Annotated in this window: 12 protein-coding genes; 7 read left to right on the top strand and 5 right to left on the bottom strand. The window is 32.9% G+C overall.

Going from position 1 to position 15,755, the window contains the following annotated elements:
* Positions 1-60: 60 nt before the first annotated feature.
* On the bottom strand, positions 61-960 hold the full coding sequence (locus C8C85_RS10885; protein WP_116797097.1) for a FecR family protein: 900 nt from the start codon (positions 958-960) through the stop codon (positions 61-63).
* 50 nt (positions 961-1,010) lie between these two features.
* Positions 1,011-1,526 (bottom strand): RNA polymerase sigma factor, encoded by a 516-nt coding sequence (locus C8C85_RS10880; protein WP_116797096.1) that lies wholly within the window; start codon positions 1,524-1,526, stop codon positions 1,011-1,013.
* Positions 1,527-1,725: 199 nt separating this feature from the next.
* On the opposite strand from C8C85_RS10880, the gene C8C85_RS10875 reads away from it, so the two are divergent.
* From C8C85_RS10875 to C8C85_RS10860, 4 genes are all read left to right on the top strand, one after another.
* Positions 1,726-2,745: a hypothetical protein gene (locus C8C85_RS10875; RefSeq protein ID WP_116797095.1), complete on the top strand. Its 1,020-nt coding sequence runs from the start codon at positions 1,726-1,728 to the stop codon at positions 2,743-2,745.
* 523 nt (positions 2,746-3,268) lie between these two features.
* Entirely contained in the window at positions 3,269-4,042 is a 774-nt protein-coding gene (locus C8C85_RS10870; RefSeq protein WP_116797094.1) for a polysaccharide deacetylase family protein, read from the top strand.
* A 188-nt stretch (positions 4,043-4,230) separates the two neighbouring features.
* A complete protein-coding gene (locus C8C85_RS10865; RefSeq protein ID WP_116797093.1) occupies positions 4,231-5,418 on the top strand; it encodes a hypothetical protein in 1,188 nt (395 codons plus the stop codon).
* Positions 5,419-5,429: 11 nt separating this feature from the next.
* A complete protein-coding gene (locus C8C85_RS10860; RefSeq protein WP_116797092.1) occupies positions 5,430-6,839 on the top strand; it encodes a hypothetical protein in 1,410 nt (469 codons plus the stop codon).
* A gap of 295 nt (positions 6,840-7,134) precedes the next feature.
* On the opposite strand, the gene C8C85_RS10855 is transcribed toward C8C85_RS10860, so the two are convergent.
* The 3 genes from C8C85_RS10855 to C8C85_RS10845 all read right to left on the bottom strand — a co-directional run bounded on the left by C8C85_RS10855 (position 7,135) and on the right by C8C85_RS10845 (position 10,937).
* Entirely contained in the window at positions 7,135-8,190 is a 1,056-nt protein-coding gene (locus C8C85_RS10855) for a serine hydrolase domain-containing protein (protein ID WP_116797091.1), read from the bottom strand.
* A 61-nt stretch (positions 8,191-8,251) separates the two neighbouring features.
* The gene (locus C8C85_RS10850) at positions 8,252-9,586 is read right to left on the bottom strand and encodes a sensor histidine kinase (RefSeq protein ID WP_116797090.1); all 1,335 of its coding nucleotides are present in this window, start codon (positions 9,584-9,586) and stop codon (positions 8,252-8,254) included.
* 1 nt (position 9,587) lies between these two features.
* Positions 9,588-10,937 (bottom strand): sigma-54-dependent transcriptional regulator, encoded by a 1,350-nt coding sequence (locus tag C8C85_RS10845; protein ID WP_116797089.1) that lies wholly within the window; start codon positions 10,935-10,937, stop codon positions 9,588-9,590.
* A 227-nt stretch (positions 10,938-11,164) separates the two neighbouring features.
* On the opposite strand from C8C85_RS10845, the gene C8C85_RS10840 reads away from it, so the two are divergent.
* From C8C85_RS10840 to C8C85_RS10830, 3 genes are all read left to right on the top strand, one after another.
* Entirely contained in the window at positions 11,165-12,403 is a 1,239-nt protein-coding gene (locus tag C8C85_RS10840) for an efflux RND transporter periplasmic adaptor subunit (protein WP_116797088.1), read from the top strand.
* Positions 12,404-12,476: 73 nt separating this feature from the next.
* Entirely contained in the window at positions 12,477-13,178 is a 702-nt protein-coding gene (locus tag C8C85_RS10835) for an ABC transporter ATP-binding protein (RefSeq protein WP_116797087.1), read from the top strand.
* A gap of 102 nt (positions 13,179-13,280) precedes the next feature.
* Complete coding sequence (locus tag C8C85_RS10830; protein ID WP_116797086.1) at positions 13,281-15,716, top strand: ABC transporter permease; 2,436 nt, start codon at positions 13,281-13,283, stop codon at positions 15,714-15,716.
* The last annotated feature ends 39 nt before the right edge of the window (positions 15,717-15,755 follow it).

The raw sequence follows: 15,755 nt of genomic DNA, 5'->3' as shown, positions 1-15,755 counted from the left end.
AAGATTCAGGCCAAGGAAAAATAAAAAAAACAAAAAACGAAATCGTTTGGGGAGCAACATTTATTTTTCGTCAAAAATTATTTTATTTTTTGAGACTTTTTTGGCCTCCAAATGATAAGTTGTACTAATAATTTGCAAAGCCACATCTAGGTTTTTAGAGGGTAATTTCCCTGTAAATAATGATGTTGTGTCTTTTGCGCTTAATTCGATAGTAATGTTGTATTGCCTTTCCACTTCGTCTAAAAGGGATCTGATATTTTCTTTAGAGAAACATATTTGATTTTCCATCCATTCTGGTCTCAATGAACGTATTCTCATTCTGGTCTGTTTTCCGTTTTCAAAACTAACGCTTTGTCCGTGAGTTAACAGAATTTGAGTGTTTCCATAATTAACCTTTACACGTCCTTCGTAACATACTACATCAAACCTGTTTTTTCGGGCCTTAACGTTAAATTGGGTTCCTAAAACCGATACTTTTCCAAGACTGGTCTGTACCTCAAATCGTCGTCCTTTGGATACCCTAAAATAAGCTTCCCCTTTGAGTTCAAGATGTCTGTTGTTATCCCAGTTCCCTTTTTTATAGTTTATTTCAGACCCAGAATTTAGCACCACTTCAGAATTATCAGGCAATGAAAAAGTTGTTTTTTCTCCAAAATTTGCTGTTTGCGTTTGAGGTACAAAAAATTTCAAAGCAAAGGTAATTCCAAGAGCCAATACAAAGATAGCGGCAGCTCGAAACATCCATTTTTTGTATAAGGGAACTACTTTTTGAGTGACTTTTTTCTGTTTAAGAATGTTGGATAACATGGCATTTTCATCCAAATCATCTACCTCCAAATGTTCCGTATAATTTTTTATTTTTTGGTATTTTTCGAAATCAGGGCTTGCTTTAAATTCAGCCAAATCCTCTTCCGCCAAATCGTTGTTAAGCCATTTTGCCAATAAGCGATTTTTTTTCATTGTTCCGGTATTATATCATTAAAACAATTGGAATCAAATTCCCCCTACTTTTATAACTCAATTTCTTTGCGCAAGCTTACCAAAGCCAAATGAATTCGTTTTTCCACTGCCTTTACGCTAATGTTTAAATCCAATGCAATTTCGCTGTATTTTTTTCCATCAATTCGATGCATCAAAAAGGCAATGCGTTGTTTTTCGCTTAAGTTTTCAATAGCTTTCAAAAGTTTGGCCTGAAATTGTCTTTCCTCCAAAAGATATTCTGGATTTTCATTTGTTTTATCTAAGCCTGTGAAGTTTTTTTCATACCTCAAAACAACTTTTTGATGTGCAATTACGTTAAGACTGCTATTATTTGCAATCGTATATATATATGATTTTGCTTTTTCCAGTGGTACAGAAGTACAGTTTTGCCAAAGTTTTATAAATGCTTCCTGAGCTAAATCTTCTGCCTGTTCCCTATTGCCAAATTTGTAAAAAAGAAAATTTCTAAGTGCTTTTACCTGACTTTTAAAAAAAGACGAAAAGATTATTTCGTCGCATGTCTCTGATTGGGTTTTATCTGGCATTTAGATTTTTTAATTTGAACATAGTAAAAGTATTTATTTTTAGTTTAAGTAGGGTAAAAGTAAAGCTGATTGTTTTATAAAAGGTGAAATGTTACTTTCTTATACAAATTCGGAATTTAAAAAACTGAAGTCGAAGCCCTTGATGACACATATATAAAAAATTTTCTTTTAATTTTATTATCTTTGTAAAAATATAAATATGTTTCCTCTAAAAAAATATTTATCAATAATCGCTTTCTTGTTCTTATTGTCTTGTCAAAGTGAAATGGATCAACAAGATTATAATAAACAAGAAACCGTTACGAATGTTTCCCCTCTTATTTCCAATTTGCAAAGGGTTGCAATGGTTAAAACCGTGCAGGATAATGTAATCGATAAGTCCAGTTATTGTACAATAAAACCTCCTTATACAGTTGTTGTCAATAATGAAAAAATTGCAATTAATACAGCCGCTGATTATCAGAAGGTAGTAGACAATATCAATGCAAACTCTTATGATGATGATATTGTAAAAATAGATTTTCCCGTAACAATGATCTATTATAATTACTACGAAAAAAATATTCCAGATGAAGCCAATTTTAATTCCTTAATCGATTATTGGAATCATTACCCTGATCTTTTATCCAAAATCAATGGACTAAACATCAATTATCCCATAACAATTAATATCTATAACAGCGCGAATCAAGTCGCAAGTTCTGTGTCGATTGTAAGTGATCAAGCCTTTTTCAATTTTATAAAAAATTTGAACGCTAGTCAGTATATTTCATTGAGTTATCCAATTTCCATAGTAGATTACAGTAATCAAACAAAATCAATTACAAATAATTTAGATTTCGAAAATGCCATAAAATATGCTATTGATTACTGCCCGGAAAATAACTTAGTAACACTTGATTTTGTGGGAACAATAACAAATGGAGCTTGGGCTATACCGTATTTTTTTGATGATTCAGAAAAAACCTCTTTTTATAGTGGCTATTCATTTGTTTTTAAAAGTGACAAATCGGTGGTTGCAACCAAAGGGACGCTTTCGGAAACCGGTCAATGGGAGAGCACAATACAGAATGGTGATAGGGAATTGCAACTAAATTTCAGTTCAGAATTACTTAGTAAATTGAATAAAAATTGGGAATTATTTGAGTTTAATAATTCAAAAGTAAGATTACGCGATGTAGGTACTAGCACTAATTATCTCTATTTTGAAAAACAATAAACGCCATTAGCCGGTAATCTTTATTTTTAAATCGGTTAACTAATGTAAATCGTCAGCAAAAAGTGGAATGCATTAGCTTTTGTAACATATTCAACATCATGCGGAATTTTGATGACCCGTTTCCAAGGAACTGTTTTAAGTGATTTTATTCTGCCGGCTATCAGTCCAAATGATTTATTAAAAAAAGGAAGTAAATAAAACCCAATAGCGAGGATTTACTTCGTCAGTTCGCTATCGCTCGGATTTAATCAATACCCACAAAGATTCGTAATTTCAATTTTATAAAAAAAAGCTACAGGAATTATTTTCTTGCAGCTTTTTTTGTGTGTTAACTTTATGGCATATTGCTGTGGGCATGGATTACTGTGTCAGTTCACTTCGCTCGTTTACAAATCCTCGCTATCGAACTCGAGGATATATACGTGTGATTTTGGTTCTTTAAAACGCGAATCCGTAAAAATAAAGAAGTAAAAAAGATTAAATTTGAATGTCGATTCTATTCATTAATAAAACAAAGTAATCCATGAAATTATCTTTATTTAAAATTTTGCTAGTTTCTACATTTTTGGTATTACTTTCTTGTGAAAAGAAAGCGGAAAAACCTGAAGCATATCAAGCGGGAGTGGTTATTTCTTTTGATGATGCTTATATAGATGAATGGTTTGATGCCGATAAAGTCTTGAAAAAATACAATTGGAAAGCTACTTTTTGTGTTTGCAGAATTGATTCTATTGGCACACCTCAAATCAAAAAACTACTTGAATTGCAAAAGGAAGGTCACGAAATTGCAGGTCACGGATACCACCATTACAATGCCGTCAAATTTGTAGCAGCACATGGGATTAACGAGTATATGAAACAGGAAATAGACCCCATGATGGCTTCGATGAAAAGATTATCCTTTAATGTTACATCGTTTGCCTATCCTTACGGCGAACGATCTGATGCGCTTGATGCAGCATTGTCAGCCAAATATAAAGTGATCCGAGGAAGAGCTTTTTGCGAAGATGTTCCTGAAAAAGAGGGTTGTTATTTTAGAAATTCTAAATTTCTTTATGGTTTTGATATTGACGATAGTCACGTTCATTTTAGCATTCCTTATCTTTTGGAATTATTGGATGATGCCAAGAAAAAGAATAAAATATTGATTCTATGCAGCCACAAACCCGTTAAAAAATTGACCGGCAATTATCAGACAAGAATTGAAACTTTAGAGTTTTTATGCAAATACATGAAACTGAATAACCTGAAATTTTATAGGTTATCGGACTTGGATAATTTAGAAACTATAAAATAGAACAAGAATTCTCTCAAAAACAACAACAGTTACCCTTATTTAATTCATCAATAAAAATCTAAATAGAAAAATCAACAACTTAAAAAGCTAACTTTGTCTAAATGCAATATGACTTTATGTTTTGATATAAGTCATGTATTTTGTATTTATATTATGTTATTTTTGAAAGAATTTTAAACCTAAATCATATGAAGTTAAATTACCTACTAGGTCTTTTTCTGTTTCCCCTTTTTACTCTAAATGCACAAAGCATTTCAACAGAATTAGTAGAATACCAGGTTTTAAGAGAACCAAAAATTAGTATCGACGCCAATTCACGTCAGTATTCAGTAAAAGTTACTTCGCCTTACAATTTGACAAGTGATGAAGTTTATGCCCAATCTAAAGTTGATTTTCAAACCGAATTAAAGAATTTTGATAAGGTAACTGCAGATAGTGAAAACGAGTTTAAACAAAAAATAGCAGATTATGATGCTGATGTAGCAAAAGCCAATGCTAAGTATAAATCAGAATCTGAAGAATTTAAAAAGCTTACTTTATTAGAGCGTTTAACGCTACAGGATAAAAATCAAAATCCTAGACTTGTTCTTCCAAACAGACCGCTTTATGTAGCACCACTAAAACCGGTTTATCACGAACCAAATCTTCAAAACTTTGTTATTATTGACAATAATGTTTTAGCTTCTCAGGTAAACATTGACGGTTTTACTAAAGACGGAAATTATCTGACTATTTTATTGGACATCAAAAAAACTAATTTTCAGGATAATTCAGGACAAACGTATGCCAATCAGCCTACAACACTTATCGTAAAGCAAAATGGGCAAGAAAAAATAAATAAAATCTTTTTTCAGGAATATAAATACATTAGCTCGTCTCCAACGAACAATATCAATAAACCTCGTGAAGAACAACAACATTTGAAAAAAGTCGTAGCTTTTATCAATGATTATTTAAATGAAACATTTGCTTTTAAAACAATCCGATATAGTGTAAGACTTCAGAGTGTTAAAAACAAAGGGCAATATGATGATTTGGAAAAAGCACATATTTATGTTTCAACTAATTTGAAAAAATTAAGCCCTGAAAATCCGCAAATTAATGCCGCAGCTTTTACCGGAATGCAAAAAGGAATTGATATTTGGAGAGAAATCTTAACTAAGATTGATTTTAAAGATCCAAAAGCCGATTTTAACGCAAAAATTGCAAAGTTTATTTACTTCAATTTAATGAATTTGAATTTGGCATTGGATAAAAAACCTGAAGCAGAAAAAGTACTTAATGAGATGCAGGAAAATTTAATTTACATCAAGTTAAATTCAAGCGAAGAAACCGAATTAAAAGCCATCGAAAAGCAAATTTACAAAACGACTTAAAAACTACTATTATGAGAACAAAAATACTTGCACTCCTTTTTTTACTGGTAAGCCATTCTGGATTTAGCCAGATTAATAAAGAATACGGAACTAAATTTGACTACGATTCACGAGAAATAGATTTTAAAGTAGTTTTGGTTGATAACTACAATCATTATATGTCTTCTATAATAAATGTGGACGCCGGAATGCAGTCTAGCAACAAAATTATTATTAGGAAATTTGATCAAAAAAATCAATTAGTTGAGACCTTTACAGAAGAATTTCCATATAAAGACACATTTACACTTCATAATTATGTTGGAAGTTACGAGCTTGGAAAAGAGAAGCTTATAGTTTTGACGGATTGTTATTCCAATAAAACAAAAAAGAAAGAAATTCATCAAATTACATTTGATAAAAAAACGGGTTTATTTGACAAAAAAGTAATCGCGGAATATACTTTTGAAAGCCTTTCAAAATCTGGAACTACTTATGCAATGGTTTCACAAAACAAAAACTATTTCGGAATTGTTTACAGTAAATTTGCAAATAAGAAAATTGCAGAAGAACATCAATGTACCATTATAGATGGAAGAACAGGAGATTTACTTTGGCAAAAAGACGTTTCCTTTCCGTTATTATCATTTACAGACAATGTAGTTTTAAGCGATAGCGGAAAAGTGATTTTCGTCAGAACAACCAAAGAAACCGGATCTCAAAACGTATTGGCCATAGCAGACGGAAATACTGTTGAAAACAAAGATTTTGGCAAAGAAGATGTGAAGATTAAGAAACCGCTTTCTTTTTCAGTAGGTCCTAACGAGTATCTGATCGCATTTAATAATTATGCACACGGAATAAATCGCGGCGAATTTGATAAAGTTCTTGTTTATGATCTAAATGCAGGTACGATCCTAAAAAATAATCCTGTAGAAAGTTTAAGAAATATTAAGGATTTAAAGAAAGTTAATTTCAATACTTTGTCTATACAAAATGATGAAATCAACTTATTTGTAGACTGTGACTTTCAGAGCGGAACAAAACCGGATCCTACCTTTCCAAATTCTACGTTCAAAATTCCGGAATACTCAAACGGTTTCCCAAGTTTGCTACTATTTAATATGAGTGGGGAACTGACAAGAACTGTAGATTATAATGTACGACCAACCAGAGAAGGTTATAAATCAATTGGTGTTCAAAACATTAAAGGGAACTATTTTCTAAACACACATCTAAGCGGACAATATGAAGTTCCTGGAATTTACCGATTAAATAACGGTTCTATTGACAACAATCTTAAAATAAAATCTTTAGATGATGATGGAACAATAATCACAGGCTTTGCGAATTATTTACCAGAAGCTAAAAGATTAATTTTGGCGAAAACAGAAGGCAATAAACAAATGGTTTTTATTAATCTTTTGAATATTCAGCTGTAAAAAGTTAACTCAAAATAAAATTACTTTATAATAGAAAGGCACTTGTTTACAGCAAGGGCCTTTTTTATATTTATGCTTTCCGGCAAGATCGTAATTACTTTGAAGTACCGCTGGTGTTTAATAGTTTTATCAGTTGTCGGAATAAAACATAAAGAATGGTTTAGAATCTAATTAAAAAACCACTGGAGTTATTTTCCTGCAGCTTTTTTCGAAGTCCAGTCGAAGTCTGCGCAAATGTTTGAACCGAAAGAAGAGCAATACACAGCAGCAATATTGTTTTTTTTATACAGGAGTCTTATTTCAAAAGGTTACTTTCTTTGACAATTTTTCTAATTTCCTGCTCAAAATAGTAAGCAATATCAAAATTTTCGTTTGCTTGATTTTCCATGACAATCACGCTGGTATTCGTTTTGGGATAATATAAATTGACCGCTGTAAATCCTTCGCCTGGATGAAAACCGGTGTGGCCAATTTCCATTATGCTGTCTTTGTCATTTATTCGCAATCCATACCCATAGCCGATCGGTTTTTCACTAAAAAGCTGATGCGTATTGGTAATGGAATAGCTGGTCATCATTTTATAAGTATCGGGTTTTAGTAATTTGCTATTATGCAGACATTCGTTCCATTTTGCTAAATCAGGAGCTGAAACTATTAAATGGCTTCCAAAATAATTATGAATGTCAAAATCTAATTTTTCATTCAATTTATAAGAACCGTCTTTTTTTACGGTGTGCCCTTTTGTCAAAAACTTATTATTGCTCTTGTTAGGATAATAACTGTCATTCATTTTACATTTTTTGAATAAGGCCATTACTAATTCCTCGAAACTTTTGTGACTTTGCTTTTCAAGAACCTGCCCTGCTACATAATAGCCAATATTTGAATAACTAAAAGCGGTTCCCGGTGCAAATTTTAAAGGTTTGTCAATATCTTCACTATTCAGACCCGAAGTATTGTTAAGCAACTGATGAACAGTAACAGTGTCTGCCCAGGAATATTTAAAATCCGGTAAATAGTTGCGGATAGGTGTCTGCAAATCAATTGTTCCTTTTTCTACTTCCTGCAAGATCAGCACAGCGGTAAATTGTTTGGCAATTGACATGGTAGAAAATTTATCAGAAATTTTCAAAGTCGTTTTTTTATTGAAATCAGAATAGCCGTATGATTTTGCATATTTTCTTTTTCCGTTTTGCTGTATAAAAACAACCCCATTAAAACTTCTTGGATTTGTTTTTTGAATCAAGCTGTCAATTTTGGCGGCATAGTCGTCTTTTTTCTGTCCAAAAGAGCTGCACGAAGTTAGTACAATTGCGATGGCAATACAGGTTAACCTGAAAAAATGTTTCATTTAGAGTGCTAGGAATTATTTAATTGATATAACAAAGCGAGAGATTAATCCAAAATTAAAACTAACGATCCACCAGACAAATCACAAAAGTGGTTTTTCCGTCATCATTCCTGTATGCCAGATAGCCGCCGTGTGCTTCTACAATGTTTTTGGACAAGGTCAGTCCAATTCCAGCTCCTTCTTTTCGGGTGGTAAAAAATGGAAGGAATATTTTGCTTTCAATTTCTTTTTCTATGCCTTTTCCTGTGTCGCTAATCATGATGAAAGTTCTTTTTTCTTTGACCTCAGCCGAAATAATAATCTGTTTATTCAGCGTTTCTTTCAAAGTATAAATACAGTTTGTCAAAAGATTAATCAATACCTGCTCCATTTGTTGCGGATCAAGATATAACCTACGGTCGAACGCAATCGTGTTCACTACTTCGATTTCCTCTTTTTTAAACAATGGAGCCATAATTTGAAAACTGTTTTCAATCCATTTCGAAAGTTCAATTTTTTCTTTTTTGGGAGAAGGCAACATGGCCAGTTTACGGTAACTTTCTACAAACTGCTGCAGATGATCGCTTCGTCTCAACATCGTGGCAACACTGCTTTTCATATCGTCCAGATCTTCCGCAGAAATGGTTTCCTGCTGTACCAAGTCCTGCAGATTCTGCGAGAGTGACCGAATAGGAGTAATTGAATTCAACAGTTCGTGAGAAATAACTTTCATTAGATTAATCCAAGCCTCTTTCTCTTTTTTCTCAATTACATTTTGGATCGAATCCAGTAAAACAATAAAGTAATCGTGATTAAAAATCTGACTTCTGGAGGTTTGCATCACAAACGTCTGTGTGTCCTGGTGATTAACACGAATCTCTAATGATTGTTTAATTTCTTGAAAACCCTGACCTTCAATAATTTCACACAACTTAGGCAGGTAATTTTTTAAATACTTCCATCTGGAAACTTTTGGGACATCAAAATGTTTTGAAAAATAATCATTCATTAAAAAGATATTCCAATCGGTTTCTTCCTTTTGCAGAATAATAATTCCTGTTTCGATGTTGTTTAAAATAGAACGGTACACAATATCTTTTGAAACCTGCTCATTTTCTTTCTTTTTAAGCGTTTCATACAATTTGAATAAAGCGGAATAGTTCTGATAGGATTTATACTTTGCAAAACTGGATGTAAAATCATTTTGCAAAATCGAAGTAATTGTTCTGTCGTAAACTGAAAATGCATTTTTTAGATAAAAATACAGTTCAAGAAGGAACAGAAAAATGATGAGAAATCCGAATATAGCCGAAAAAACAAGTCCTTTTTGAAAAAGAAATATGGAAATTCCCGTGCCAAAAAGAATAAATATTAATCGGAGAAAAAGGAAATGATGTATTTTCAGTGATTTATGCATATTAGCCAATGGTAATGTTATACTTTTCTAAACGCCGGTATAAAGAGGCTCTTGTCAATCCTAATTCTTTAGCCGTTTTACTGATATTGTTATTGTTCTTGCTCAGTATTTTTTCAATAGCTGATTTTTCAACGGCAGACAGCTGAATATCGTCTTGATTTTCTTCGTAAGTCGTTATTTGTTCCAAATCTAAATCTGAAACAGTGATACGATTGTTTTCACAAAGAATCACGGCACGCTCTATTCTGTTTTCCATTTCTCGGATGTTTCCGTTCCAAGCATGCTTTTCAATTTGATCTAATGACTTTTCGTCAAGAGTAATTTCGTCTCGACCGTATTTAGTCATCATTTTTTGTAAAAGATAATGTGCCAATGGAATTTTGTCTTCGTTTCGCTCCCGCAATGGCGGCAACACAATTTCCATGGTATTGATGCGATAATATAGATCTTCCCTAAAGTTTTTATCACTAACTTCCTGTTTCAAATTCAGGTTGGTGGCTGTAATAATACGGACATTCAAAGGCCTTGGCTTAGACTCACCCAATCGCGTTACTGTTTTGGTTTGAATAACCTGCAAAAGTTTCGATTGCAGATGCAGGGGAACATTCCCTATTTCATCCAAAAAAATAGTCCCGTTTTGAGCCATTTCAAAGCGTCCGGCGGTATCCGTTTTAGCATCGGTAAAAGCGCCTTGTGCATAACCAAATAATTCACTTTCAAAAATATTGGAATTTAATGACCCCAAATCTACGTGAATAAAAGGACTGCTTTTTCGTTCTGATTGCCGATGGATATGGTATGACAAAACATATTTACCGGTTCCGTTTTCGCCAAGGATTAAAATATTGGCATCCGTTTTGGCCACTTTATCTGCCAGAGTATAAGCCTTTTTTATTACTTCCGAATTACCAATGAAGAATTCGTCCACACTCTCAATAGTATCTGGTTTCTTTTGTCCTTTTCGGCTTTTATCAACTGCCTGTTTTACAACGCTAAGTAATTTTTCATTTTCCCAAGGTTTCAAAATATAGTCAAAAGCACCCGCTTTTAAACCTTCAACGGCGGTCTCCACTTTACCAAAAGCGGTCATCAAAATAATAACGGTCTTTGGCGAAAGCGTTTTTATTTCTTTTAACAAATACAAACCTTCCCTCCCATCTTCAAAACCTATTCTGTAATTCATGTCCAACAAAACCACATCTATCGTATTTTTTGCCAATAATTCAACCACATTTTTCGGATTATTGAGCGTAAAAATGCTTTCGAAATGCTTTTTTAGGAGCATTTTGGAAGCAAAAAGAATGTCTTCTTGGTCGTCTATGATTAATATAGAGGCGTTGGTCTTTTTCATGCGGAGCTAATATTTGTTTTTTTAGAGGAACATGGTATCGCTATTCTTCATTTTTAGATTATAATTTGGAATCATAGCGATTTCATTGTTGTTCGGTTTCGGACAAAAGGTGTTCATTATCGAACACTTGAAATATTTAGTTAAAAAATAAAGTCTTAAAAATAAGCGGATTATGATGTTTAAATTTCTGGCACGATAATCCCTTTAGGTTTATCAAATTATCAGCAATGGACACCATAATTACACGTAAAACTAACAAAAATAAGTATCTTTTAATCGCATTACCAATTATCTTACTCTTTGGATATTTCGTTTTTACTTCAGCAACCAAGAAAAGAAGTCTTACAATAAAGAAAGACGAAATCACGGTTAAAACAGTTGAGAATAATTATTTTGAAGATTTCATGTCTTTTCAGGCAAAAGCGGTTCCCTTACATTCGATGCTGGTTAATATAATTGAAGGCGGAGCGGTTCAGGAAATATTTGTTGCAAATGGTGATATGGTTATCAAAGGACAACCGCTGGCAAGATTGTACAATCCTAATGCAGAATTGGCCTATATGCAGCAAGAAACAGCAATCATTGAACAAATCAATAATTTAAACAAAGCCAAGCTCGATTTGAGAAACCAGGAATTGAATTTGGAAAAAGATTTGATTGCAATAGAGCACGATTATTTGGATGCCAAAAATTTATACGATTTGAACAAAAAACTTTTTGAACAGGAAATATTGTCTAAAAATGAATGGGAAAAGACTCAAGAGAATTATCGTTTTCAAAAAGAGCGTATGAACATTATTAAGCAAAGTGTCAAAAAAGAAAAACTAGCCAATCAAGTTCAGATTGGGCAACTCAATCAATCCATTGGTTTCATGAATAAAAGTTTGGACATATTAAGAATGAACAAAAAGAATTTTCTGATCACAGCGCCAATTTCCGGAAGGCTTTCTTCATTCGAACCAATATTGGGCAAAACCTATGCACAAAACACAAGTATTGGTTCTATTGATGACATGAAAGGGTATAAATTGGTCGCTGACATAGATGAGTTCTATTTGGACAAAATTGCTGAGAAACAAAAAGGAACGGTTGATTTTGACAATAAAGCTGTCGAAGTCCAAATAACCAAAGTAATCCCCGAAGTTAAAAACGGAAGGTTTCAAGTGGAATTAGATTTTGTTTCCTCTGAAAAACTAGATTTAAAACAAGGATTGAGTTTTGGGGTAAAATTAAATTTATCTGAAAAAACAAAAACCAAAGTGCTTTCAAAGGGAAGCTTTTATGAAGAAACAAACGGTAAATGGATTTTTGTTGTCAATGAAAACAAGGCCGAAAGAAGGGCTATCAAACTAGGGAGAGAAAACCCTCTGTATTATGAAGTGCTTGGCGGCTTGAGGGCAGATGAAAAAGTAATTACCTCATCCTATAAAGATTATAAGGACATAGAAATTTTGAGTTTAGAATAGCGATGAAAGAAGCAAAAGAAAATAACAATAAATAATTATATAAAATAGCATCAATCAAAAAACGAACAATAGTATGATCACAATTAAAAACCTTTCAAGAATATTCAGAACCGAAGAAGTGGAAACAATGGCACTAAGCGAAATTTCATTAACCATCAAACAAGGAGATTTTGTTTCCATTATGGGGCCTTCGGGAAGCGGGAAATCAACTTTATTGAATATTGTTGGATTGCTGGACAGCGCCTCCGGCGGAAGTTACCAATTGCTTAATCAGGAAATGATTGGGCTGAAAGAAAAAGAAAAATCGAGAGCAAGAAAAGAAAACATTGGCTTCATTTTTCAGAATTTCAATTTAATTGATGAACTATCAGTATATGACAATATCGAATTGCCTCTGATTTACAACAAAGTTTCTTCGGGGGACAGAAAGAAAAAAGTCGAAGCAATTGCTAACAAATTAGGCATTTCGCATCGATTAAAACATTATCCGCAACAGCTTTCCGGTGGACAGCAACAACGTGTAGCGGTCGCAAGAGCCTTGATCAACGACCCGAAAATTATTCTTGCCGATGAACCTACAGGAAATCTGGACAGTAAAAACGGAAACGAAGTAATGGAATTGTTGACTGATTTACATGCCAACGGCGCAACAATATTAATGGTTACGCACTCTGATTATGATGCTTCTTTTTCGCAGAAAACGATTCTTATGAAAGATGGTGCGGTTATTTCTGAAAAAGTAAATCAAAGAAATGTTGATGTTTTTAAAGTGTAGATATGATCTTCAAAATTATACTATCAATCATAACCATCTTACTCGAATTGCTTAATCAGGCAATATAGTAAGTTCATTAATCAAATAAAAGAATCAAATCACATGTTAAAAAATTGGACTAATATATTTTTATATCACATCAGGAACAACAAGCTTTTTACGGCTTTAAATATTTTGGGTTTGAGCATTGGAATAGCAGGATTGATTTTTGCTACTTTATATTGGAATGACGAACACAATTACAACGATTGGAATCCTGAAAAAGAAAATGTTTATCAGGCATTGAGCGTAGTTGGCAAGGATATGATTTGGCCGAATAACTTAGCTAGTTATGAGCCTTATTTCAAAAAAGAAATTAAAGAACTTGATTCGTACTGTTATTTTGAAAATTGGTATTCAAATAAAATCATTAAGCACAAAGACAAAAAAGGCATTTTTACGATAACCAATACCCAAAAAAACTTTTTTGACTTTTTCCCTTTTGAATTTATAAAAGGAAACAGTAAAACTGCTTTAAATGATGAAAATAGCATTGCGCTTTCCGAAGAGGCTGCAACCAAACTTTTTGGCACAGAAAACCCAATCGGAAAGGAAGTTTCATATTCAGATAAAAAGCTGATAGTTCGAGGTGTTTATACTATTCCAGGCAAATCATCCCTTGCTCCTCAAGCTTTAACTTGTTTATTAGATGCACGATTAAAAGACGACTACGACCAGTGGGGAAATTTCAATTATGGTTTAATGCTCAAAATTAAAAATCCAAATAATAAAGTTGTTGTTATACGAAAAATGGAACAGTTACTTTATATGAATAGAACTGTAAAATGGGCCAAAGAAGAAGGTATTACTCCCAAAGAATGGAATGAAAAAAATGGTTCAGAAAACACAAAAATAATATTAGAACCATTAAAGGACGCAAGGTTACATTCCATAGTTGACGGCTATGCAGAAGGCAGAGGCAATTATCAGTTTTTGATGATTATGATGGGGCTATCGGTTTTAATATTAATCCTGTCTGTTTTTAATTATGTCAATTTGGCTACTGCCAATGCAATAAAAAGAGCCAAAGAAGTAGGTGTCCGAAAAATTTCAGGTGCATCAAAAAGCAATATTGTACTGCAGTTTCTTTTTGAAATTGTGCTGATTACTTTCTTTTCCTTACTCTTATCGCTGGCAATTGTGGAGTTATCGCTGCCTTATTATAATGAATTTTTAGAAAAAAAATTAATAATCTATGGCAGTCAGTTTTATTATGAATTAGTAATCATTTTTATTTTAACAGTGATTATTGCCGGAATATTCCCTGCCATTTATGTTTCCAATTTTGAAGCTCTGAAAGTATTAAAAGGCAACTTTGGGCGAAGTAAAGGTGGTGTTTGGCTACGCAACGGAATGCTGATTTTTCAATTTGCTATTGCTTCCTTTTTTATCATTGGATCTTATATTGTATATGAACAAGTACATTTTTTGAGCACCAGAGAGCTAGGGTTTAAAGGTGAGCAAGTTCTTCAAATAAAATACAGAAAACCCGATTTTGATTTTAAAGATAAAAATATATCTGAAAAATTATTCACCAGATACCAAACCCTCAAACAAGAAATTGCCAAGATTAATGGCGTTACGCAAGTGGCCACAGGAGCTTTCTCGTTTGGAAACAGTGATAATTCGTCTTCCAGTTTTACTTATCATGACATCAATATTCAAGGTCAAAATATGGCTGTTGATTTTGGAATGCTCGAAATGTTAAAGATAAAAATGGCTCAAGGACGTTATTTAGACAACCGCATTTCATCAGATACTATTGATGCAGTAATGGTCAATGAAGCAGCTTTGAAATTGATGAAAGAAAAAAGTCCAATTGGAAAAATCGTCAATTGGAATGGCAACAAACTCAAGATTATTGGGATTGTAAAAGATTTTAATTTTTGGGGACCAAAAGCTGAAATTCCTCCAATGGTATTTTTCCATCTCAAAACAATAGATTGGATGAATATGAATGTCAATAACATATTTGTGAAAGTGAATCCCAATGAAATAGAAAACACCATTCCGGCTCTCGAAAAATTCTGGGCTAAAAACATAGATTCTGATTATCCGTTCAATTATGACTTTGTTGATAAAGCGTATGCGCGGACATACAAGGAATTTGTAAATCAAAAAAACTTGTTTTCATTACTGAATATTGTGGTTATTCTGATTGCCTTGTTCGGATTATTTGCCTTGGCCTCCTATTCGATAGAAAGACGAATGAAAGAAATTGCCATTAGAAAAACACTCGGTGCAGAAACCACTGTTTTGCTAAAAGAATTATCCAAACAATATATTGTTTTTTGTGTAATTGGATTTCTGATTGCAGTATTCCCAGGGTATTATTTACTCAACAAATGGCTGGAAAATTTTGTTTTTAGAATAGACATGACGGTATTCCCATTCGTTTTTGGATTCATACTATTATTAGTTTTAACACTGATAATTGTGCTATCAAGAGCGTATCAGGCAACAAAAACAGATGTTTTGAAATATTTGAAATACGAATAAACACAAAGAATTCATGTTTTTTTACAATTAACCTATAAT

The organism is Flavobacterium sp. 103 (genome assembly GCF_003096795.1).
Classification (GTDB): Bacteria; Bacteroidota; Bacteroidia; order Flavobacteriales; family Flavobacteriaceae; genus Flavobacterium.
This window is presented reverse-complemented; position numbering and strand designations above follow the sequence as displayed.

Coding starts and splice junctions, on each gene's coding strand:
- C8C85_RS10840 (WP_116797088.1), top strand. CDS start 11,165: ATGGACACCATAATTACACGTAAAACTAACAAAAATAAGTATCTTTTA.
- C8C85_RS10865 (WP_116797093.1), top strand. CDS start 4,231: ATGAAGTTAAATTACCTACTAGGTCTTTTTCTGTTTCCCCTTTTTACT.
- C8C85_RS10880 (WP_116797096.1), bottom strand. CDS start 1,526: ATGCCAGATAAAACCCAATCAGAGACATGCGACGAAATAATCTTTTCG.
- C8C85_RS10845 (WP_116797089.1), bottom strand. CDS start 10,937: ATGAAAAAGACCAACGCCTCTATATTAATCATAGACGACCAAGAAGAC.
- C8C85_RS10830 (WP_116797086.1), top strand. CDS start 13,281: ATGTTAAAAAATTGGACTAATATATTTTTATATCACATCAGGAACAAC.
- C8C85_RS10850 (WP_116797090.1), bottom strand. CDS start 9,586: ATGCATAAATCACTGAAAATACATCATTTCCTTTTTCTCCGATTAATA.
- C8C85_RS10870 (WP_116797094.1), top strand. CDS start 3,269: ATGAAATTATCTTTATTTAAAATTTTGCTAGTTTCTACATTTTTGGTA.
- C8C85_RS10885 (WP_116797097.1), bottom strand. CDS start 960: ATGAAAAAAAATCGCTTATTGGCAAAATGGCTTAACAACGATTTGGCG.
- C8C85_RS10835 (WP_116797087.1), top strand. CDS start 12,477: ATGATCACAATTAAAAACCTTTCAAGAATATTCAGAACCGAAGAAGTG.
- C8C85_RS10860 (WP_116797092.1), top strand. CDS start 5,430: ATGAGAACAAAAATACTTGCACTCCTTTTTTTACTGGTAAGCCATTCT.
- C8C85_RS10855 (WP_116797091.1), bottom strand. CDS start 8,190: ATGAAACATTTTTTCAGGTTAACCTGTATTGCCATCGCAATTGTACTA.
- C8C85_RS10875 (WP_116797095.1), top strand. CDS start 1,726: ATGTTTCCTCTAAAAAAATATTTATCAATAATCGCTTTCTTGTTCTTA.